17 protein-coding genes and 1 pseudogene are annotated in these 21,587 nt (G+C 73.4%); 8 read left to right on the top strand and 10 right to left on the bottom strand.

Translation table 11 applies throughout. From position 1 onward, the window contains the following. Window positions 1-31: 31 nt before the first annotated feature. The 3 genes from ACFYPJ_RS14685 to ACFYPJ_RS14695 form a co-directional block, all read right to left on the bottom strand. Entirely contained in the window at window positions 32-1,180 is a 1,149-nt protein-coding gene (locus ACFYPJ_RS14685; RefSeq protein WP_389015749.1) for a site-2 protease family protein, read from the bottom strand. 198 nt (window positions 1,181-1,378) lie between these two features. Further along, window positions 1,379-2,740 carry a phosphoribosyltransferase family protein gene (locus ACFYPJ_RS14690; RefSeq protein WP_389015752.1) on the bottom strand — a complete coding sequence of 454 codons (1,362 nt, stop codon included), beginning with the start codon at window positions 2,738-2,740 and terminating at the stop codon, window positions 1,379-1,381. A gap of 201 nt (window positions 2,741-2,941) precedes the next feature. Continuing rightward, window positions 2,942-3,334 carry an STAS domain-containing protein gene (locus ACFYPJ_RS14695; protein WP_389015755.1) on the bottom strand — a complete coding sequence of 131 codons (393 nt, stop codon included), beginning with the start codon at window positions 3,332-3,334 and terminating at the stop codon, window positions 2,942-2,944. Window positions 3,335-3,609: 275 nt separating this feature from the next. Between ACFYPJ_RS14695 and ACFYPJ_RS14700 the strand changes: the two genes are divergently transcribed. Genes ACFYPJ_RS14700 through ACFYPJ_RS14710 form a run of 3 tightly spaced genes read left to right on the top strand, consistent with a single transcriptional unit; the run spans window position 3,610 to window position 5,903 of the window. After that, entirely contained in the window at window positions 3,610-4,677 is a 1,068-nt protein-coding gene (locus tag ACFYPJ_RS14700) for an alcohol dehydrogenase catalytic domain-containing protein (RefSeq protein ID WP_389015758.1), read from the top strand. A gap of 52 nt (window positions 4,678-4,729) precedes the next feature. Further along, on the top strand, window positions 4,730-5,404 hold the full coding sequence (locus tag ACFYPJ_RS14705; RefSeq protein ID WP_389015761.1) for a helix-turn-helix domain-containing protein: 675 nt from the start codon (window positions 4,730-4,732) through the stop codon (window positions 5,402-5,404). Window positions 5,405-5,462: 58 nt separating this feature from the next. Beyond that, on the top strand, window positions 5,463-5,903 hold the full coding sequence (locus tag ACFYPJ_RS14710) for a pyridoxamine 5'-phosphate oxidase family protein (protein WP_389015764.1): 441 nt from the start codon (window positions 5,463-5,465) through the stop codon (window positions 5,901-5,903). Here ACFYPJ_RS14710 and ACFYPJ_RS14715 read toward each other — a convergent pair. Next, window positions 5,879-6,376: a pyridoxamine 5'-phosphate oxidase family protein gene (locus tag ACFYPJ_RS14715; protein ID WP_389015767.1), complete on the bottom strand. Its 498-nt coding sequence runs from the start codon at window positions 6,374-6,376 to the stop codon at window positions 5,879-5,881. The two genes, ACFYPJ_RS14710 and ACFYPJ_RS14715, sit on opposite strands and share 25 nt — an antisense overlap. Before the next feature lie 524 nt (window positions 6,377-6,900). On the opposite strand from ACFYPJ_RS14715, the gene ACFYPJ_RS14720 reads away from it, so the two are divergent. Further along, window positions 6,901-8,625, top strand: coding sequence for a GAF domain-containing protein (locus ACFYPJ_RS14720; protein ID WP_389015770.1), 1,725 nt, complete (start codon window positions 6,901-6,903; stop codon window positions 8,623-8,625). Between the two features lie 431 nt (window positions 8,626-9,056). On the opposite strand, the gene ACFYPJ_RS14725 is transcribed toward ACFYPJ_RS14720, so the two are convergent. Continuing rightward, window positions 9,057-9,515, bottom strand: a complete 459-nt coding sequence (locus ACFYPJ_RS14725) for a Crp/Fnr family transcriptional regulator (RefSeq protein ID WP_389015773.1) — start codon at window positions 9,513-9,515, stop codon at window positions 9,057-9,059. A gap of 301 nt (window positions 9,516-9,816) precedes the next feature. Here ACFYPJ_RS14725 and ACFYPJ_RS14730 point away from each other — a divergent pair, with 301 nt between their 5' ends. Continuing rightward, window positions 9,817-10,692: a universal stress protein gene (locus tag ACFYPJ_RS14730; RefSeq protein ID WP_389015776.1), complete on the top strand. Its 876-nt coding sequence runs from the start codon at window positions 9,817-9,819 to the stop codon at window positions 10,690-10,692. Window positions 10,693-10,942: 250 nt separating this feature from the next. Then, window positions 10,943-13,312, top strand: coding sequence for a glycoside hydrolase family 65 protein (locus ACFYPJ_RS14735; protein ID WP_389015779.1), 2,370 nt, complete (start codon window positions 10,943-10,945; stop codon window positions 13,310-13,312). A 19-nt stretch (window positions 13,313-13,331) separates the two neighbouring features. Here ACFYPJ_RS14735 and ACFYPJ_RS14740 read toward each other — a convergent pair whose 3' ends face one another. Next, window positions 13,332-13,598, bottom strand: a complete 267-nt coding sequence (locus ACFYPJ_RS14740) for a DUF1876 domain-containing protein (protein ID WP_389015781.1) — start codon at window positions 13,596-13,598, stop codon at window positions 13,332-13,334. A gap of 351 nt (window positions 13,599-13,949) precedes the next feature. Here ACFYPJ_RS14740 and ACFYPJ_RS14745 point away from each other — a divergent pair, with 351 nt between their 5' ends. Next, window positions 13,950-14,918: a threo-3-hydroxy-L-aspartate ammonia-lyase gene (locus tag ACFYPJ_RS14745; RefSeq protein ID WP_389015784.1), complete on the top strand. Its 969-nt coding sequence runs from the start codon at window positions 13,950-13,952 to the stop codon at window positions 14,916-14,918. A gap of 276 nt (window positions 14,919-15,194) precedes the next feature. Here ACFYPJ_RS14745 and ACFYPJ_RS14750 read toward each other — a convergent pair whose 3' ends face one another. The 4 genes and pseudogenes from ACFYPJ_RS14750 to ACFYPJ_RS14765 form a co-directional block, all read right to left on the bottom strand. Further along, entirely contained in the window at window positions 15,195-16,154 is a 960-nt protein-coding gene (locus ACFYPJ_RS14750) for an adenylyl-sulfate kinase (RefSeq protein WP_389015786.1), read from the bottom strand. A gap of 432 nt (window positions 16,155-16,586) precedes the next feature. Then, the gene (locus ACFYPJ_RS14755) at window positions 16,587-18,002 is read right to left on the bottom strand and encodes a family 2B encapsulin nanocompartment shell protein (protein ID WP_389015789.1); all 1,416 of its coding nucleotides are present in this window, start codon (window positions 18,000-18,002) and stop codon (window positions 16,587-16,589) included. Window positions 18,003-18,574: 572 nt separating this feature from the next. Beyond that, a pseudogene (locus ACFYPJ_RS14760) lies at window positions 18,575-18,802 on the bottom strand (IS982 family transposase); the annotation flags it as partial. Window positions 18,803-18,998: 196 nt separating this feature from the next. Continuing rightward, complete coding sequence (locus ACFYPJ_RS14765) at window positions 18,999-19,397, bottom strand: MarR family winged helix-turn-helix transcriptional regulator (protein ID WP_389015792.1); 399 nt, start codon at window positions 19,395-19,397, stop codon at window positions 18,999-19,001. A 463-nt stretch (window positions 19,398-19,860) separates the two neighbouring features. Between ACFYPJ_RS14765 and ACFYPJ_RS14770 the strand changes: the two genes are divergently transcribed. Beyond that, window positions 19,861-21,327, top strand: a complete 1,467-nt coding sequence (locus tag ACFYPJ_RS14770) for an MFS transporter (protein WP_389015795.1) — start codon at window positions 19,861-19,863, stop codon at window positions 21,325-21,327. Window positions 21,328-21,587: the final 260 nt, after the last annotated feature.

The following is a 21,587-nucleotide window of genomic DNA, read 5'->3' on the forward strand; positions in this document are numbered from 1 at the left end:
ATCGGTGCGGACGCGCGTGACGGGGCGCCGCTCAGTGCGGTTGCCGCGGCTGCTGTGATGCCGCGGTCGGCCACGTCAGCGCGCGGGTGATGTCGGCGAGGGTGACGATGCCGACGAGCCGGTCGCCGTCGAGCACCAGGGCCCGGCGCAGGCCGCCCTCCTGCAACCGGGGCAGCAGGTCCACCACCGGCTCGTCGGGGCCGGCCGTCACGACGTCCGGCAGCCGGCGCATCACGTCGCCGACCGTCGTCCGCGTCCGGGCCCGGGCCGGAGTCCGCTCGGCCATGCCCATGGTGAACAGCCCGGCCAGCGAGCCGTCCGGTGCCACGACGGGAAAGGCGGAGTGCCGGTACGGGCCGAACGGCCCCTCGGCGAGGAAGCCCGCGATGGTCGTCCAGGAGGGCACCGTGATCGGGTCCCGGGTCATGACCCGCCCGACCGGCACGCCCTCCAGCGCGCCCTGCATCTCGGCCTGGCGGACCTCCGCGGTCGCCGCCGCGATCAGGAACCAGCCGATCAGGGCCGACCACAGCCCCGAGAGGTTCCCGGCGAACAGGACGGCGGCGAAACCGGCCGCCACCAGGAACCAACCGAGCGCCCGGCCCGCGGCCGAGGCACCCCGGGTGGCCCGCAGCCGGTCACCGGTGCGGTGCCACAGGAGCGCACGCAGCAGCCGGCCGCCGTCCAGGGGTGCGGCGGGCAGCGCGTTGAAGAGGGCCAGCACGATGTTGATCGCGGCCAGCCACGCCACCGCCTCGACGATCAGCCCCGGCGCGTGCAGCGTCCCCAGCCACGCCGCCAGCCCGGCGAACACACCACCGGCCAGCGCACTGGTCAGCGGCCCCACGCCCGCGATGCGCACCTCCGCGGCCGGGCTCGGTGCCTCGCCGTGCAGCCGGGCCGCGCCGCCCAGCATCCACAGCGTGATCCCCTCCACCTGCACGCCGTTGCGTCGCGCGACCATCGCGTGGGCGAGTTCGTGCACCAGCAGCGAGGCGAGGAAGATCACCGCGGTCAGCAGGGCGAGTGCCCAGTAGACGGCGGGGGAGTAGCCGGGATGGGCCGCGGGGAAGCGGCCCCGGGCGAGCGCGAGCGTCACCAGTACGACGATGACCAGCACGCTCCAGTTCAGCCCGACGCGTACGCCGGCGATCCGGCCGAGGGACAGCGTCTCTTTCATGAATCTCTCGCCTCGCCCTCCGGCTCCCGCAGCCGGCACCCCGTCCGGCGGACAGCGGCCCGGCACTCTCGTGCACACCGCGGACGTTTCCGCGGTAGCTCCATTGTCCGGCGCCGCACGGCAGGCGGACAGGGCCGGTCGGCTCCTGCAGGGGCCGGTCCCGGCGGGTTTCGTCGCGTCTCGGCCGGCCCCGGCGGATCAGGACGGCGGCGGTGGCGGACCACCTGGGCCCGGACCGCCCGCTTCCGGACCACCGGCTCCAGGACCGCCCGCGGCCGGGCCGCTCAGGTGCGCGGTGAACCAGTCGCGGGCCAGGACGGCGGCCGTGGCCAGGGTGCCCGGTTCGGCGAACAGATGGCCCGCGCCGGGCACGACGGCCAGCCGGTGCTCACACCGCAGCCAGTCCGCGGCCAGCCGGTTGAGGCTCAGCACCCGATGGTCCTGCCCGCCGACGATCAACAGCGTCGGCGCCCGCACCCGGGCCAGCGCGGCCGGGGAGGCGAGGTCGGGGCGGCCGCCGCGGGAGACGACGGCGCCGATCTCCGGGTCGTACGCCGCGGCCTCCAGCGCCGCACCCGCACCGGTGCTCGCGCCGAAGTACCCCACGGGCAGCGCGGTCTCCCGGCGCAGCCAGACGGACGCGGCCCGCAGCCGGCCCGCCAGCAGGATGACGTCGAACACGTTGTGCCGGTCGTGCTCCTCGTCCTCGGTGAGCAGGTCGAGCAGCAGTGTGCCCAGACCTGCGCGGTTGAGGACGGCTGCGACATGCCGGTTGCGCGGGCTGTGCCGGCCGCTGCCGCTGCCGTGCGCGAACGCCACCACGGCCGGGGCCCGGTCCGGCAGGACGAACCGGGCGAGCAGCCGCACCGGCCCGGCCGGTACCTCGACCTCCCGGTTGGCCGGGCGCGGGCGGGCCGCGGGAGCGTGTTCCGCGGCCCGCCCGAGCAGCGCGGCGACCTCGTCGTCGGTGGTCTGCGTGAAGTCGTGGTACCAGGCGCCTACCGCGCCGAGATGGCGCGGCGTCTCCAGACACACGACCTGGTCGGCCACGTTCCGCAGCCGGCTGAGCATCCCCTGCGGTCCGACCGGGACGGCGAGCACGATCCGGGCCGCGCCCGCCTGCCGCACGACCCGGCAGGCGGCCTCCGCGGTGGCGCCGGTCGCCACCCCGTCGTCCACGATCACCGCGGTCCGCCCGGCCGGTGGCTCGGGGGCACGGCCGGCCCGGTAGCGGCGCACCCGGCGTTCGAGTTCGGCCCGCTCCGCCTCCTCGACGGCCGCCAGCTCGTCCGTTTCGAGGCCGGTGTCCGCGACGACGTCGGCGTTGAGCACCCGCACGTCCCGCTCGCCGATCGCCCCGAACGCCAACTCCGGCTGCCATGGCACTCCGAGCTTGCGCACCACCAGGACGTCCAGGGGAGCGTCCAGCGCCCGCGCCACCTCGTAGGCCACCGGGACCCCGCCGCGCGGCAGCCCGAGCACGATCACGTCCGTGCCGCGCAGCCGCTCCAGCCGCCGGGCCAGGCGGCGTCCGGCGTCCGTGCGGTCCTCGAAGGGCATGCGGCACCTCCTCGCGCGTGCCACGGATCACCGTTCTGCCCGCCGCCGAGGCCACCGGCCGGCCCTCGGCCGATGCCCTCCTCCTCGGCCCGGGTGGTCCGGCCTCCGCGGGGGCCTTCCTCCATTGCAGCCCCTCCGGACCGGGTCCCTCCACCGCAGCCGCGGTGACCGTGAGGTGCCGGGCCCCGCCGTCCGCCGTGCTCAGCCCGCCGACGCGGCGCGCGGGCCCGGGGGCGTCCCGCCGCCGAGACACTCCGGAAGCCGTGAGTGCACCTCGAAGACGTCCGTCAGACCCGTGGCCCGCAGCAGCCGCCGGAACCCGATGCTGTCGGTGACCAGCCGCAGCCGGCCGTCCCGGGCCTGCACCCGGTTGCGGACACGGCACAGCACCCCCAGCCCGGCGCAGTCGATGAAATCGACGGTACGCAGATCGAGTACCAGGTCGGGCCGGGGACCGGCGGTCAGGACGTCCAGCCGGGACGACAGCGGCGTGGCGGTCAGAAGGTCGATCTCGCCATGGAGCGTGACCACGGTCGCCCCGCCGCGGACGCGGGCCGTGTGCAGCGGGCCGGAACCGGTCCGGTTGTCCGTCATGCCCTGAGACAAGCCTGTGGAACCGGTCACATGGAAGGGCCGGTCGGTACCCGTTGCGCGGCCCGCAGGGTCTTTCGGCCCTTGTGCGGTCCCGCGGACGGCCGGGTCCCGTCGGCCGGGCACCGGGGCCGACCGGCCCAAGCGTGGCCCCCGGCCGCCGGACAAGCTGGAGCTGTACGGCGATCCGGGCCCCGGGCGCGGTGCGTGGGGTCACCGGCCGCCGGCCTGCCGCCGGATCCGGACGCGCCGCTGTCCCCACGAGCGTGAGGAGCGACATGAAAGGCTTCGTCTTCCACGGCATCGGACAGTCCGCCTGGGAGGATGTCCCGGACCCCGCCCTCAAGGAGCCCACCGACGCGATCGTGCGGGTCGACGCCGTCACCATCTGCGGGACCGATCTGCACATCCTCAAGGGCGATGTGCCGGAGGTGCGGCCCGGCACGGTATTGGGGCACGAGGCCGTCGGCGAGATCGTGGAGACCGGCGGCGACGTCTGGAGCGTCCGGCCGGGCGAGCGGGTGCTGCTCTCCTGCATCAGTGCCTGCGGCCGCTGCCGCTACTGCCGGCGGAGCGTCTACGGCCAGTGCCGGGGCGGCGGAGGCTGGATCCTCGGCCACCTGATCGACGGCACCCAGGCCGAGTACGTGCGCGTCCCTTACGCGGACCTGTCCGTGTATCCGCTGCCCGGCACGCTGCCGAGCAGCGAAGCCGTGCTGCTCGCCGACATCTTCCCGACCTCCTACGAGGTGGGCGTGCTCAACGGCCGGGTGCGTCCCGGCGACACCGTGGTTGTCGTCGGTGCCGGGCCCGTCGGCCTCGCGGCCATCGCCTCGGCACGCCTGTTCGCGCCCGAGCGGATCATCGCCGTGGACCTGGCCCCGGACCGGCTGGAAGCGGCCAGGCGGATCGGCGCCGATGCCGTGGCGGACGCCCGTGAGGCCCCCCGGCAACTCGTCGACGACCTGACCGACGGGCTCGGCGCGGACGTGGCCGTCGAGGCGGTCGGCGTGGCCGAGAGCTTCGAGCTGTGCACCCGGATGGTGCGCCCGGGCGGGCACGTGGCCAACGTCGGCGTGCACGGCGGACCCGCGACCCTGCACCTCGAAGACCTGTGGAGCCGGAACCTGACGATCACCACCGGCCTGGTGGACACCTACTCGACCCCCACCCTGCTGCGCATGGCGGCCGCGGGCCGGCTGCCGACCGGGCAACTGGTCACCCACACCTTCCCGCTGTCGCACATGGCGGAGGCGTACGACGTCTTCGCCCGGGCCGCCGAGACCGGCGCGCTCAAGGTCGTGCTCGGTGTGGAACAGCACGAAGTGGCCGTTCGGGCGGCCTGACGAACCTGACGACTCGGGCGGCCCGCCGACCTGACGAGAGGACGTGACGGCCATGGCGGAACACTCCAGGACGAACGTGGTGGAGGGCACGCCCCTGGGCGACCTGGGCCGCAGACTGGCCACCCGGCGTACCCAGCTCGGCCTGTCGCGGCGGGAGACGGCCGAGCGCGCCGGCATGGCGTCCAGCTATCTCCGCTATCTGGAGGAGCATCCCGGCGCCGCGCCGGGCACCGGCCCGCTGACCCGGCTGGCCGAGGTCCTCAAGACCACGGTGAACGACCTCACGGGCGGCACGGTCACCCTGCCGCCGGGCCCCGGACGCGCGGCGCGCGCTCCCGAGTTCACGGAGCTGAGCCCGGAGGACTGCCGTTCCCTGCTCTCGTCGCACGGCGTGGGCCGGCTCGGCGTGCCCACGGCCTCCGGACCGGTGATCGTGCCCGTGAACTACAGCGTCATCGACGACGCGATCGTCTTCCGGACCGCGCACGGGGCCACGCCGTCGCTGGCGGCGGGCTGCCAGGTCGCCTTCGAGGTCGACCACATCGACGACGCGTTCAGCCAGGGCTGGAGCGTGCTGGTGCGCGGGCACGCCCGGACGGTCGCGGACCCGGACGAGGAACGCCGGCTCGCGGCCCGGGCGTACAGCACGCCCTGGGCGGGCGGCAAACGCACCATGTGGGTGTGCATCGACCCGTACACCCTCACCGGCCGCCGGATCAGGGTCTGAGCCGGACCGGCCGTACCCGGTGACACGGCCGTACCGAGGCGAGAGGACGGGACGTCGGATGTACGCCAATGACGGATTCCGCGAGCTGAACCGGCAGGAGTGCCTGCACCTGCTGGCGAAGGTGCCCGTCGGCCGCATCGTCCACACGCACCACGCGCTGCCGGCGGTGCTTCCCGTGAACTTCTCCCTGGACGGCGACGGCACGGTGCTGCTGCGCACCTCGGCGTCGTCGGAGCTGGTGCGGGCGATCCACGGGTCGGTGGTCGCCTTCGAGGCCGACCAGGTCGACGCGGACACCCAGTCCGGCTGGAGTGTCGTGGTCACCGGTGCGGCCACCGTGGTCACCGACTCGGCCGAACACGAACGGCTGGTCCGTACCGGCCCGCGCTCCTGGGTGCCCACACCGCACGAGGTCTTCGTACGCATCGCGCCGGAGCTGGTCACCGGACGGGAACTGGTCGGCGGCCGTACGCTCTACGGACTGGACCTGGCCCCCTGAGACCCGTCACCCGCGACCGGGGCCGCGGACGGCGGCGGACTCCCGTTCGCCGTGAGGCGGACTCCGGTGACCAGACCGGGGTGGATACGGACCGCGTGGTCCAAGGCGTACCCCACCCCGGGGTGCGGCAGCCGCTGGTAGCGGGCCAGCTCGTCCGGGTCGGTGACCAGCCGGGCGTAACCGGTGACCACCACGCTCCAGCCCAGGTGGGTGTCCGGATCGATGGCATCGGCCTCGTAGGCGACGACCACGCCCGCGCCGTCGGCCCGTCGGGCGTACGAGGTCAGTTCCGCGCCCTTGTGGGTCCGGATGACGATGTCGCAGCCGTCCAGGACGTGGTTGACCGGGCGGACGGTGGGCAGGGCGTGCCGGGTGAAGACGACCCTGCCCAGCGACACACTGCCCAGCAGACGCAGGGCCTCGGCGCGGTCGAGGTCGACGCACCCGCGCGGTCGGTGGTCTTCGGTGGTCATCGCGGCTTTCCATGGACGGTGTGCGCACGCCTCGCGGATCCGGAAGCGGCGGCTGCGGACAGTTCGGACAGGCCATTCGAACCGTGCCGCGGCTTCGCCCGCTAGGGTCTTCCGGCCCAGGATGCGAATTTCGCACGAATGGACGAGAGCGCCGCGCGGCCGGCGACGACGTCCTCGCGCGTCAGGCGCCCTGGACGGGGCCGGCCGGCATGTGCGGGCCGGTGACCGCTCGCGGCACACTCCCGCACCGCCTCCCTGCGGCGCCGGGCCCGGTCGCACGACGGAGCGACACCGCGGGGGACCGGTGCCGCTCCTGACTCCACTGTCGCCGATACCCGGCCGCGTATCCAGGGCCGACCGGCCCTGGGCGGCCGGTGACCGCCCCCGGGCGGTGCCCCGTGGCTGGGCGTTCGCCGGACCGGGATGCGGGCGGGATGCCGTACCGGCCCGAGTGGTGGAGCATTACCGTGGCACATGACGGGCTGGACGGTGCCCACGAGCCGAGGGGAGCTGGAGGAACGCCGGTGGGAAGCTCCGAGGAGTTCCGGGAGGCCCGCCTCCGGTTGCCGCAGCTGAAACTGGACGAGCTGCTCGCGGAGCTGCAGGTCCGCCTCAACGCGGCCCGCGGCACCCGCGACCGCGTGCACAGCCTGCTGGAGGCGGTGCTCTCGGTCGGCCGGGAACTGGACCTCGAACAGGCCCTGCACTCCATCGTGGAGGCCGCGGTGGCCCTGGTCGACGCCGAGTACGGCGCCCTCGGCGTGATCGGACCGGACGGCAAGCGGTTGTCCGCCTTCCACACGGTCGGGGTCAGCGGGGAGCAGATCGCCGAGATCGGCCACTACCCGGAGGGGCACGGCATCCTCGGCGAACTGATCCGGCATCCCGAACCCCTGCGGCTCACGAAGCTCTCCCAGCACCCCGCCTCGTACGGCTTCCCGCAGAACCACCCGCCGATGAACACCTTCCTGGGCGTCCCGATCCGGGTCCGCGGGCAGGTCTTCGGCAACCTGTACCTGACCGAGAAACGCGGCGGGGCGGAGTTCGACGAGGAGGACGAGTCGGTACTGTCCACCCTCGCCGTGGCGGCGGGCGTCGCGATCGACAACGCCCGGCTGTACGAGGAGTCCCGGCTGCGCGAGCGGTGGCTGGAGGCCAACGCCGAGATCACCCACAGCCTGATGGCGGGCAGCGAGCGGACCCAGACGCTGGGCCTGATCGCCGACCGAGCCAGGGAGATCACGGGATCGGCCCTGGGCGTGGTCGCCATGCCGATGGCGGACACCGGGTCGCTCACCGTGGAGATCGCCGTCGGAACGGACTCGGAGGCGCACCGCGGTCTTGTCCTGCCCATGGGCGAGACCCTGATCGGGCTGGCCTTCTCCGCTGCCGCCCCGGTCACCAGCGCGGACGTCGCGCACGACGAACGCATCTCCCAGGAGCCCCCGCGGTACGAAGGGCTGGGCCCCGCCGTGGCCATCCCCATCGGCACGGGCGGCGGCGTGCGCGGTGTCGTCCTGCTGGTCCGCGAGTGCGGGCAGTCGCTGTTCTCGGCGCAGGAGACCGAGACGCTGCAGGGCTTCGCCGCGCAGGCCGCGCTCGCCATGGAACTGGCCGAGCGCCGCCAGGACGCCCAGGAGATCGCGGTGCTCAAGGACCGGGACCGGATCGCCCGCGACCTGCACGACCTGGCGATCCAGCGGCTGTTCGCGACCGGGATGACCTTGCAGAGCGCGGGCCGGTTCATCGAGCACAAGGAGGCGTCCGAGCGGGTGCTGCGGGCCGTGGACGACCTCGACGAGACCATCAAGATCATCAGGTCCACCATCTTCGGCCTGCGGGCCCGCGAGGACGTGCCCCGTGGCGGCGGGCTGCGCGCCCAGGTCGTCCGGGTGGCCGGAGAGGCCGCGCCGGTGCTGGGCTTCGCGCCCAGCGTGCGCATCGAGGGCCTGGTCGACACCGATGTGCCGCGGGAGATCGCCGAGCACGTCGTGGCCGTGCTCTCCGAGGCCCTCACCAACGTCGCCCGGCACGCCCACGCCGACCGGACCGAGGTGGTGCTGACCACGGATGGCCGGGACGTGCGGCTCAAGGTGGCCGACAACGGCGTGGGCATCCCGCCCGACGGCCGGCGCAGCGGGCTGGGCAACCTCGCCGAGCGGGCCGAACAGCTGGGCGGGTGGCTGGAGGTGACCGGGACGGACGGCGGCGGGGCCACGCTGGTCTGGCAGGTTCCGCTTCCCGGCTAGTGGTACGCCGTGCCGGGTGTCTTTCCCGGCGCGCGCCGCCTGCACCTGCCGAGTGATCGACCGGTGCGCGTGACCGGTCGGCGGGGATCGCCCGCTGGGGCGATCGGTGGGCGGGTGCCCCACCGCCGACGGTCGGCCCGCTCGCGGTGGCCGACGGACCCGGCATACCGGAAGAATCTCCTCCACCGCCCTCGGCGGGCAGGTCCCGTCGTCCGGGCCGGGCGACCTCGCCGTCCGGCCGGTCGGGCGAGTCGACCCCTCCGCCGCCGGGCCGGACGAGGAGGAGAGATGACGGCAGCGGCCGACACAGACTTCGGCAGGCCCCTGGGGATCCAGGTGCGGCCCGTACCCGAGCCGGACCCCGGCGCGAACGGGCCGGGGCACGGCTCGCCCTGGAGTTCCGAGCCCCGGCCATGACGGGGACGGAGCGGTCAGAGCCAGACGCCGCTGCCGTAGGGCGCGTAGAGGTCGAGGAGCCGGATGCGGGCCGCGTGCAGCCGCTGGGCGACCACCCGGCCCACCCAGACGGCGACGGCCCGCCCGAATTCGGCGTCCTCGGCGCACATCCTCCGCACGATCTCCGCGTCGAACTCGTAGGCCCGCACCGGACTGGCCGCCTCGGCACCCATGTGCCACACGTACGGCGCGAAGTGCCAGGACCAGCCGATCAGTTCGCCCGGGCCCAGCGACTCCACCAGGGCCGCGCGCCGGCCGGGCACGTGCAGGTCGAGGGTGATCGTCCCGGTGCGTACGATCCACAGCCGGTCGGCACGCCGCCCCTCCTCGAACAGCCGGGTGCCGGCCTCGAAGGAGACCTCGCGGGCGATCCGCATCAGTCGTTCACGATGCTCGGCAGCCAGGGCCGAGTTGAGGGTGGTGGCGGAGGTCATCGCACCCGCTCCTTCCGTCCGCGGGGGCGGCCCGGCGGCGCCGCACGACGCCGGGCTCCCTCTTCCAGAGTGGGCGCGTGCGCGGCCGGTCACCACGGGCCGCCCGGACCGGACACCGGGTCGTTCGGCCCCGGTGCGGGGCGGACGGCCCTCGCCTGCGGCGCGGTTCCGGGCGGCCCGGGCCGGGGTACCCGGGAGCAGACGACGCGCGCCTCGCGGACGGCCCGCCGGCCGTCGCGACGGTGAACCGGGCTGTCCCATGGCCCGGCGCGCGGCGGCCCGCCGGGAGAAGGGGGCGACGATGACCCGGCCCCTGGTCGTGGGCGTCGACGAGTCGGAGCCGAGCCTGCTGGCGGTCGACTGGGCGGCGGCCGAGGCCGCCCGCCACGGTCTCCCGCTGCTTCTGGTGCATGCCTCCCTGTGGGCGCGTCACCAGGCTGCCCCGCCGGTGGGCGACCGGGTACGCGCGGCGGAACGTAGCGCGGCGGAGCACGTCGTGGCCGTCGCGGCCGAACGGGCGGCCCGCCGCGCGCCGGGAGTGGAGATCCGCACGGACATCGTCCCCGAGGAGGCGACGGACGCGCTGCTGCGCGAGACCGGCCACGCCTTCGCGGTGGTGACGGGGACGAGGGCCCGCGGCGGGCCCGCGGCACTGCTGCCCGGCGGGGTCGGCCAGGCCGTGGCCGCCCGCGCGCACAGCCCCGTGATCGTCGTCCGCGGGGACGCCGCGGGCCTGGCCGGCACCCATGCGCGGATCCTGCTCGGCGCGGGTGAGGCGGACACCGGCGCGGAGGCCGTGCGGTTCGCGTTCCGTGAGGCGGAGGTGCGCAGGTGCACCCTGGACGTCGTTCGAGCCTGGCGCTGCGCCGTGTACGAGAGCGCCGAGTTCCCCGCACCGGCCGAGGATCCGGCCCGCGCCCACGAGCGGCAGGCCGCCGCGACCCTGGACACGCTGCTGGGGGACGCCACCGCCGACCACCCCGGGGTCCGGGTGCGGCGTGCCACCGTGAAGGGCGCGGCCTCCAGGATCCTCGTGCACCGCTCGGCCGCGGCCGACCTCGTGATCGTCGGAGCGGGGGAGGGAGCCGGGCTCCTCGGACCCCGGCCCGGCCGGGTGGCCCGCGCGCTGCTGCACCACGCGGCCTGCCCGGTGGCCGTCGTACCGCGACCCGGGTGACGCGCGGCCGTGACCCGGTCGTCGGCGCGGGCCACGGCGGCATCCCCGGCGCGGCCCGCGATCGCCCGTGGTCCCGCTCCGCTTCCTGCGCCGGTGGCGGACCGGGTCCGATTCTCGGACAGTGGACAGTGGGGTGAGAAGGTCTCGGCAGGGGGTGGCAGTCCCTGGCGGTGGACCAGGCGGAAAGGGAGGGGAAACCGGACGCGCCCGACGGACTCGACGGACTCGACGAAGGCGAAGGGGTGCCGCAGTGACGGGCTGGACCTGGGAGTACGACGGTTATGCACCCGCGGACGAACGCCTCAGGGAATCGCTGTGCACCCTGGGCAACGGCTACTTCGCCACCCGCGGGGCGCTCCCCGAATGCGACGCCGACGACGTGCACTACCCCGGCACCTACGCGGCGGGCTGCTACGACCGGCTCACCTCGGAGGTGGCGGGAGAGCGGGTCGAGAACGAGGACATGGTCAACCTGCCGAACTGGCTGCCACTGCGCTTCCGCCCCGCCGGACAGGACTGGCTCACCCCCGACACCGCGACGGTGCTCGACCACCGGCAGGTCGTGCACCTCGACTCGGGCCTGCTGGAGCGGCACACCCGCTACGGGCTCGGCGAGGGACAGGTGCTGTTCGTCCGGCAGCAGCGCCTCGTCGACATGGCCGACCCGCATCTGGCCGCGCTGCGCACCGAGTTCACGGCCGAGGGCTTCGCCGGCGAACTCGACGTCGAAGCCGCGCTCGACGGCGGGGTCGCCAACACCGGCGTGGCCCGCTACCGCGAGCTGGACGGCCGCCACCTCACCCATGTGGTCACCGGCGCCGCCGCCCCCGACACGGTGTGGCTGCGCTGCCGCACCCGCACCTCGGACATCCGGATCGGTCTGGCCGCCCGCCTGACCGCCGACGTCCCGGTGACGGTGGCCCACGAACCGCCGCAGGTCGTGCAGCGGCTGCGGCTGAGCCTCACCCCCGGCCGCACCGTACGCGTCGACAAGACCGTCGCTCTGCACACCTCCCACGACCCGGCGATCAGCGACCCGCTGCGCGCAGCCACCGACCGGCTCGGGGCCGTGGCCGGGTTCGACGAGCGGCTGGCCGCGCACCGCACGGCCTGGGACCAACTGTGGACGCGCACCGGCCTGGACGTCCCGGGCCGGGCGGGCCACATCCTGCGCCTGCACCTCTTCCACGTGCTCCAGACCCTCTCCCCGCACACCGCCGACCTGGACGTGGGCGTGCCCGCCCGCGGGCTGCACGGCGAGGCGTACCGCGGCCATGTCTTCTGGGACGAACTGTTCGTCCTGCCCTACCTGAACCTGCACTTCCCGGAGGTCTCCCGGGCCCTGCTCCGCTACCGCCACCGGCGCCTGGGCCAGGCCCGCGCGGCGGCCCGCGCGATCGGCCGACGGGGCGCCCTGTATCCCTGGCAGAGCGGCAGCGACGGCCGCGAGGAGACCCAGCAGCTGCACCTCAACCCGCGCTCCGGGCACTGGCTGCCGGACCACTCCCGCCTCCAGCGGCACGTCGGCTCGGCTGTGGCGTACAACGTGTGGCAGTACTGCGAGGCGACCGGTGACACGGAGTTCCTGCACACCGAGGGCGCCGAGATCCTGGTGCAGATCGCCCGCTTCTGGGCGGACTCGGCCGTCCACGACACCCACCGGGGCCGGCACCGCATCCTCGGCGTGGTCGGCCCCGACGAGTACCACGACGCCTACCCCGACGCACTGCGACCGGGCCTGGACGACAACGCCTACACCAATGTGACGGCTGCCTGGGTGCTGGCCCGCGCCCTCGACCTGCTGCGCGTCCTGCCCGAGCCACGGCGTCAGGAACTCGCCGACCGGATCGGCCTGGCCGACGACGAGCCCGAACGCTGGGAGGAGGTGTCCCGCACCCTCCACGTGCCCTTCCACGACGGTGTGATCAGCCAGTTCGAGGGCTACGCCGACCTCGCCGAACTCGACTGGGACGGCTACCGCAAACGCTACGACGACATTCGGCGCCTGGACCGGATCCTGGAGGCCGAGGGCGACACCGTCAACCGCTACAAGGCGTCCAAGCAGGCCGACGCGCTCATGCTCGGCTACCTCTTCTCACCGGCCGAACTGCGGTCCCTCTTCGAGCGGTTGGGCTACCGGCTGGACGACGGGACCTGGCGGCGCACCGTCGAGTACTACCTGCGCCGCACCAGCCACGGCTCCACCCTCAGCGGCCTCGTCCACGGCTGGATCCTGGCCCGCGCCCGGCGCGCGGAGGCCTGGATGTTCTGCCAGGAAGCCCTTCGCGGCGACATCGCCGACCTCCAGGGCGGCACCACGGGCGAGGGCATCCACCTCGGCGCCATGGCCGGCACCCTGGACCTCGTCCAGCGCGGACTGACCGGCCTCGAAACCCGGCGGGGAGCCCTGTGGCTCGATCCGGTGCCGCTGCCGCAGCTGTCGTCGTACGGGTTCTCGCTCCGCTACCAGGGGCACTGGGGCATCCAGCTGCGGCTGGAGTGCGGGAAGCTGGAGGTCGCCGTCCCGCCGTCCGACCGTCCGCCGGTCGACCTCCGGCTGCCCGGCCGGTCGGTCGGCGTGCGGCCGGGGGAGACGTTCCTGCTCGTGCTCCCGCAGTGACCCGTCCGGGCAGGCGCCGTCACCGGTGGACGGGACCCGCCAGCTGGACGATGTCGTCGGCGGCCACGTCGTGCAGCCGGATGGCCAGATCCTCCAGGGCCCGGCTCGCGGCCAGTTCGTCGCCGACCTCCGGGATCGGCCGGTCGATTGGATTGCGCCGGGCGATGCCCCGGCCGGTGAGCCGGGACGTGTCGCGGGTGGTCAGCACGGCACGCGCATGCGTGTCGTCGCCCTCCTCGGTGATGTAGATCTGCACGGTCCACTGCTTGGCCTCCACCGTGTTCACCTCCCGTGGCGATCCCCCCTTTCCCTCAGGCTGCGCGCGTCCGCGAGGGCGGGTCCAGAGCCGAACGGCCCATTCCGCCCGGCCCTGCCCCTGTCGGTGCGTGGGGCGGACGGCCGCCGGACCGCGGCGCCGGGCCCGTCTGCCCTCCGCCGCCCCGCGTCTGCGTCCGTCTGCGCTCGTCCGTGCTCGTCTGCCTCCGGGACGGTCCCTCGGTGTTTCTTCAGCCGACGACGAGGAATGACGAGGAACGCCGAGAAAGACCGAAGAACACCGCGGAACGCTGGACGACACCGAACCGTCTCCGACCTCCTTCCCCGCCCTTCGCCGCACCGTCCGGAACGGAGTAAGCACATGCCCGATCACCCGCCCGTCACCCTCCAGGACGTCCGGGACGCCGCCGCGCGGATCACGGGCGTGGCACACCGCACGCCCGTACTGCGCTCGCGCACCCTGGACCGGCTGGTCGGCGCCGAGGTCCATGTGAAGTGCGAGAACTACCAGCGCATCGGCGCCTTCAAGTTCCGCGGCGCCTACAACGCCGTCTCCCGGCTGCCCCCGGAGCAGCTCGCCAAGGGCGTCGCCGCCTACTCCTCCGGCAACCACGCGCAGGCCGTCGCGCTGGCGGCCCGGGAGCTGGGCACCACCGCGCTGATCGTGATGCCCGAGGACACACCCCGCTCGAAGATCGAGGCGACCGCCGACTACGGCGCCGAGATCGTCACGTACGACCGCTACACCGGCGACCGGGTGGCCATCGGTGAGGCGCTGGCAGTCGACCGAGGGCTGGCACTCGTGCCGCCGTACGAGCATCCGCACGTCATCGCCGGACAGGGCACCGCGGCCCTGGAACTCATCGAGGAGGTGGGCGAGCTCGATGCCCTGGTGGTGCCGGTCGGGGGCGGCGGCCTGATCGCGGGCAGCGCGGTCGCGGCCACCGGGCTGTTCCCCCGGACCCGCGTCGTCGGGGTAGAACCGGAGGCCGGCGACGACACCAAGCGGTCCCTGGAGGCCGGCCGGCGTGTCGCCGTCCCGGTGCCCCGCACCATCGCCGACGGCCAGGCCGCGGAGATCCCCGGGGAACTCACCTTCTCCGTCAACCGGCGCCTGCTGGACGGCATCGTCCTGGTGAGCGACGACCAGATCCGGGAGGCGATGCGGTTCGCCTTCGAGCGGATGAAGACCGTTGTCGAACCGAGCGGCGCGAGCGCCCTGGCCGCGCTGCTGGCACACCGGATCAACCCGGTGCCGCGCCGGATCGGCGTCATCGTCTCGGGCGGCAACGTCGGCGCCCAGCGCTTCGCGGAACTGCTTCATGAGTGACAGCTGACGCCTGGGACCTGAGACCTGAGGTCTGGCGGCTGCGCGAGCGGCGGGCGTGGGCCGGATCACGGTCCGGCCCACGTCGCCCGCCGCTCGCGGGGCGGGCCGGACGTGGAGTGGCCCGCGGCCGGCTCAGCAGTCGCGCAGCTCGGGCGACTGGTTGAGGAGCTGCGCGCGCGGCGAGCCGGCAGGACGACGATTCCCACAAAGGACAGCCGAAGCGTCAGTCAGGCGAAGAGTCAGCCCTCCGGGCGATGCCACGATCAATCCGCACTGTCAGGCGCAGGCAGCCAGCGCCGCCGGGCCGTGCCGGAACGCCGGGTCGACCTGGTCGGCCAGCGGAAGCCCGGTGGCGTTGTCGGCCCAGGCGCTGGCGTTGCGCAGATGGAAGTCGACGGCGTGTTGCTGGAAGACGGTCCAGTCCTTGGGCCGGGCGTCGACGGCCGCGCGCATCCGGTCCAGGGCACGGATGTTGTGCGGCTCCAGCGTGCCCGGGCCGCGCCCCTGTTCCTGGGCGCGGACGAAGGACGACAGCTCGCAGTGGGCGTGCAGGTCCTCGCCGACGTGTTGGCGCAGGAAGTCAAGGTCGTCCGCGCCCGTGACCTTGTTGCCGACCACGGCGACCGGAATGCCGAACTCGGCCGCGTGGTCCCGGTACTGACGGAGCACGGACAGGCTCTTGCGGGTGGGCTCGACCACGACGAACGTCAGGTCGAACCGGGTGAACAGGCCCGAGGCGAAGGCATCCGCGCCCGCCGTCATGTCGACCACGGCGTACTCGCCGGGCTCGTCCACCAGATGGTTGAGATACAGCTCGACGGCGCCCAACTTGGAGTGGTAGCAGGCCACTCCGAGGTCGCTCTCGTCGAACGCGCCGGTGGCCATCAGCGGTACCCCGCCCACCACCTGGACATGACGGGAGTGGATCTCGTCGTCCCCGAGCAGCCGCAGCAGCCGTGAGCCGCGGCCCGGCGGGGTCGTCTTGACCATGGCGTCGCGCGAGGGGATCCGCGGGTTCGTGCCCCGCAGGTAGTCCTTGATCTCGCCGGTGCGCGAGCTCAGCGGCGGCGCCGCCAGGCGTTCCTCCTCGTCGAGGCCCAGGGCATGGGCCAGGTGCTGGTTGATGTCGCCGTCGATGGCGACGACCGGCACGCCGGCGCGCGCCAGATGCCGGGAGAAGAGAGCCGACAGGGTCGTCTTGCCGCTGCCGCCCTTGCCGACGAATGCGACGCGCATGACTAGCCGTTCCTATTGGAAATGGATTTCATGAGCGTAGAGTGGTGGGGGTGCGGAGCGGGTGTCAAATCGGTGGTCGGCCAACCGGGGTGCGCATGCGGCTGGTTCGGGCGCCCCGGCTTGTGCGCGGGTCATCGGCCGGGGCGCCGTCGTCATGCACGGCGGCGCGGGGCGCGACCGTGCGGGGGCGCACGGTGGTCCCGGCGGTTCGGATGGTCCCGGTGGTGCGGCCCGACCCGGCGTTCCTCGTGCTGCCGCTGTTGCCGGTGGCGAGGTCTGGCAGCGGTTCGGCGCGGCGGCGGCGCGGACGGCGACCGGCCGCGCCGCCGCGGGTCGGTGACCCCGTCCGGACCCGGCCGTGAAGCCGGCCGAGAACCCGGGGGAGCACCGAAGGGAACCCGGCGGCGTGACGCGGTCCGCCCGGCGGAGCACTCAGTCGCGGCGGGAGACCTCCACGTTCTCCAGGATGCCGAGCGCGTCGGGCACCAGCACCGCCGCCGAGAAGTACGTGCTGACCAGGTAGGAGATCACCGCCTGCTCGTTGATGCCCATGAAACGGGCATTGAGGCCCGGTTCGATCTCGTCCGGGATCCCCGTCTGGTACAGGCCGATCACGCCCTGGTCGTCCTCGCCGGTGCGCAGCGCGAGGATCGACGACGTACGGCTGCCGGTGACCGGGATCTTGCCGCACGGCAGCAGCGGCACGCCGCGCCAGGCCGGCAGATGATGGCCGTTCAGTTCGATGCTGCCGAAGTACAGACCCCGCTTGCTGCATTCACGGCCGAACGCAGAGATGGCCCGGGGATGTGCGAACAGGAAACGGGTGTCACGCCGCATGCTCAGCAGTTCGTCCAGGTCGTCCGGGGTCGGCGGCCCCGAATGGGTGGAGATCCGCTGGTCGTGGTCGGCGTTGTGGAGCAGCCCGAAGTCGCGGTTGTTGACCAGTTCGTGTTCCTGCCGCTCCCGCAACTCGTGCAGGACCAGGCGCAGTTGCTCCTCGGTCTGGTTCATCGGGCCGTTGTACAGGTCGGTCACCCGGGAGTGCACCCGCAGGACGGTCTGGGCGACGCTCAGCTCGTACTCGCGGGGCGCCACCTCGTAGTCCACGAACGTGCCCGGGATGTCGGGCTCGCCGGTGTGCCCCGACCGCAGTGTGATCTCGGCCTCACCGCTCGCGTTCACCGGGGGACGGCCGTCCAGCCGGGCCTGCTCGACGTGTGCGCGCAGGGCCTCGTGCCGCTCGGCCACCTCCAGGTAACTGGCGTGCGGCAGGGCCAGCACGGTGGTGGCCGTGGCCGCGCGGGCGGTGAACTCCCAGGCGCCGTCCGGCCCGGCGAGCACCTGGCCGCCGAAGGTGTCGCCGTCCGCGAGCAGGGCGACGACCGCCTCCTCGCCGTAGGGGCCCTGCCCGACCTGCTCCACCTTGCCGTGCGCGACCAGGTACACATGGTCGGCGGGGCGTCCCGCCGTCACGATCACCTGCCCGGCCGCGTACTCGCGCTGCTCGAACCGCGCGGCCAGCGCCTCCAGCGAGCTGCCGTCGGCGAAGCCGCGCAGCAGCGGCAGTTCGCCCAGCTCGGCCGGGACCACCCTGACCTGCGCACCGGTCTTGATGAACGTCACCCGTCCGTCGCCGAGCACGTACGACAGCCGGCGGTTGACGCGGTACGTGCCACCCGGGACGTCCACCCACGGCAGCATGCGGGTCAGCCAGCGCGAGCTGATCCCCTGCATCTGGGGCTCGGACTTCTTCGTCGTCGCGAGGTTGCGGGCCGCGGACGTGCCGAGGCTCTGCTGCTCCCGTGCTCCGGCGGCCGCTTCGGGCGGCGGTTCGGTCTCGACCGACATGATGCCTTCTCTCCTGTCGCACCGGACGGCCCACGTGCGTGCCGTCACTCCGTGCCAACAGCTACCCGCGACCGGTGTCCCCGAGGGATGAACTCCGACGGCGGGCGAGGCATACGCCCCCGCGAACCGCATCCGCACCACCCTCGATGCACCCGCACTCCCCCCGCTCGATGGTTTCCGCAGCGGAAACAGCCGACACGGGGCGCGCTGGGGACCGTACGGCCGGCGCCGACCGGGCATCCCGTACGGTCCGTCGCCTCGTGGCGTGGCGTGGCGTGGTCGAGGTGGGGGCGACCGGGCCGCGCAGGCGCGATTCCCGGGCGGGCCCGGTCGAGGATGAGCGGCGCCGACCCCGCCCATCCCCTCGGCGATCTCCGAACGCCGTGAGCAAACCGTAGGCGCACGCGACGACTTCGGCACTCCGCAAAGCGCGGCCGTTGTCCGCGTTCCGCGGTGGGCACCGGCCCCGGTGGCGCGGCGAGGCCGGCCGGAACTGTTCTCCGGGCGGCGGTGCTCCACCCGCTTCCGCGGGAAGACCCCAGCGAAGGGCCGGGCGAGTGAGAGGGAGACCCGTAGGGGAACAGGCCGCGGAAGTCCTGGTCGACTCGGCGCAGCCAGCACCGCTCGGAGGTGTAGCCGAGCAGCGCTGACATCACCGCGAGCGTGAGCAGTTCCGCGTCACTGCGAGTGGGCGCGATCCCGGTCTTCGGGCGCCAGGGGGCCAGCCACGGCGAAGCCTTCAACTGGTCGTCGATCCGGACATAGAGTGCCGTTGCGAGGGTGTCCAGGTCTTTCGTCACACATTGACAGTGGGCGCCCTCGCGCCATGTCCGCAGGCGAACCCTTGGACTCATTCATCTAGGCACGGCACGGCCCGTCGAACCGGGAGAGGCGCGAACCGGCACGCCCTCCGGGGCGGGGAAGACACGCTCCTGACGCCGCAGTTGCGGTGTGTCCGCCCCGCACGCGAGCGACGGGAAACCGGCGACGGGACCTCTAGTCCGCCGGGGCGGACAGCGTCCGCTCCAGCACCGCCCGTTGCAGCGGCAGTGCCTCGGCGTGCAGGGTGCGGCCCTTGTAGGTGAGCGTGACCCATACGCCGCGCCGGTCCTCAGCACACACGGAGCGCTCCACCAGACCGTCCTTCTCCAGCCGGGCGATCAGCCGGGACAGCGCGCTCTGGCTGAGATGGACGCGGCCGGCCAGGTTCTGCACCCGGCACTGGTCGCCCTCCCGCGGGGACTCCGCGGCCAGGATGTCGAGCACCTCGAAGTCGCTCGCACCCAGGCCGTGCGGGTGCAGGACCCGGTCGATCTCGCACAGCGTGCGCGCGTGCACCGACAGGATGTCCCGCCAGCGATCCTCCAGCCGGCCCTCAGCCGCCTTGACTGCCATAACCGCACGGTAACACCGATCGGGTCAATTGTTGAGTATGCAACTAACGCCGTGGTGCACCTGGGGAAACAGGCGAGAACAGAGCCGCCGTACACCGCCGATGTACGCAGTCGACATGCGTGGCCGGCGTACGCAGTCGACGTACGCAGATGACGGCACAGCCGTCCGCGGCAGGCCTCTCGCCGCCGACGGCCGCCTCCTTGCCGTTGCTGAGCCTGCTCGCGTACGCGGTGACGGCCTGGCGTACGCGGCCCCGCGAGACCGTGCGGCCTCGCGACGATGACCCGGTTCGGGACCGCGCGCGGCGGTCGATCCGCGGAAGCGGGGCCGCGTCACGTCCCCGCCCGCTCCTCGTAACTTTCAGTGAATGGGATGTCAAGGCTTGATCTTCGCCCCGTGCGGAGCCAGATTGGCAAGCGCTTTCTAAAGGCATTGCCCACCACGCAGCGTCAAGGGGGACGCCATGCGCAGCACCATGCCCGCCGGGCCCGCGTACGCGGAGGCGGCTGAACGGCCGCTGTTCACCGGCAAGTACCAGCACCTGTGGATCTTCCTGCTGTTCGGCTGGCTGGTGAGTTACGCGGACCGGTCGGTCACCGGCCCGGTCGTGGCCTGGATGATCGAGAACAAGGCCGGACTGATCGGCGGTGCCTCGCATCCGGCCACCCTCGGTGGCTTGATCGGCTCGATGTTCTTCACCGGCTATGTGCTCACCCAGTACGCCGGCGGACGCCTGGGCGACCGTTTCGGCCGACGCGAGATGCTCGTCCTCTCCCTGCTGTGGGCGGGTCTGCTCACGCTCGTGTCCGGGCTGGTGGGCGGCCTGATCGCCTTCGTCGTCGCCCGGGTCCTGACCGGGCTCGGAGAAGGTGTCTTCTACTCCAACGACCGCGTGCTGGTGATCGCGGCCACGCCCGAGAAGCGCCGCACCCTGGGCCTGGGTGTCGTGCTGTCCGGCCTGTCGATCGGTCTGACCGCCGCCGTGCTGGCCACCCCGCACCTGCTCGACTGGGGCACCGGGGCGCTGGCCTTGGGCCTGAGTGCCTGGCGGGTACCGCTGTTCGTCTTCGGTCTCACCTCCCTCGTGGTCGCCGGTGCCACCTGGCTGTTCTTCCGCGCCCGCGGTGACCGCCCGCTGCACCTGCTGCGGCCGACGCTCCACCTGCTCGGCTACGCGCTGCCCGCCGCGGCCGCGATCACCGGGCTGTTCCTGCTCGCCGACGGCTTCGGCTGGCCCGACTGGCTCACGGCCATCGGCTCCGGCGTCCTCGCCGCGGCCGTGATCGCGTACGTGGTGCGCGGCATCGCCCGCCGCGGCCTGGCCCGCGAGGTGCTCAACGGCAATGTGTGGCTGATCTACCTGTCGTTCGTCGCGGTGATGTGGAACCTGTGGTTCTTCTCCTTCTGGTCGCTGCGGATCGTCGCCCAGTCGGCGCACAGCACGCTCACCGCATCCGCGTTGACCGCCGCGTTCAACGCCGGCGCCGGCATCATCGGCTTCCCGGTGGGCGGCTGGATCGCAGACCGGCGGGCCAGGCAGGGCAAGGGGCGCAAGCCGCTCGCCATCATCTGCGCGAGCGTGCACACGGTGCTGGCCGTGGCGTTCGGGTTCAGCATTGCGGCGGGGCGGCCGTCCATGCTGCTGCTCGGACTGATCCTGTTCGTCTCCGGGTTGTTCTTCAACGCGCTCCAGCCGATCGTGCACAGCATCCTCGGCGACCTGGCCGGGGCGGCCCGGCGCGGCGAGGTCTTCGGTGTGTTCAACCTGGTCGCCGAGGTCGGCGCGGTGGCCAGCCCGGTGGTCGGCGGCGTGCTCTACGACGCCACGGGCAGCTGGGCGCCGGGTGTGTTCACGGCCGCCGGGGTGATGGCCGTCGCCGTCGTCCTCTACGCCTTCCTGCGCGAGCGCATTCCGGCCGCCGAGGCGTAGGCGCGTCGGCGGCCGGAATGCGCTCGTGGCGCCGCGCCCGGTGGCCGTACTCCCGGAGGCGGTCGTGCCCCGGCGGCCCGCGTCTGCCCTCGTCGCCGCGGGCGGGCAGCGCATGTCCCCTCGCCGGCCGCCGGGTGCGCGGGGCGCAACGGCTCTCGGCCGGGCCGGACGCGCACGCAGGGCCGGCCCGGGACGACGCCACCGAACGGCCTTCGGCCGCACGGCCGTTGGGTCCCGGACAAGGGCCGACGAGTTCCGGA

It is taken from the genome of Streptomyces sp. NPDC006012, from assembly GCF_042871185.1.
GTDB lineage: Bacteria > Actinomycetota > Actinomycetes > Streptomycetales > Streptomycetaceae > Streptomyces.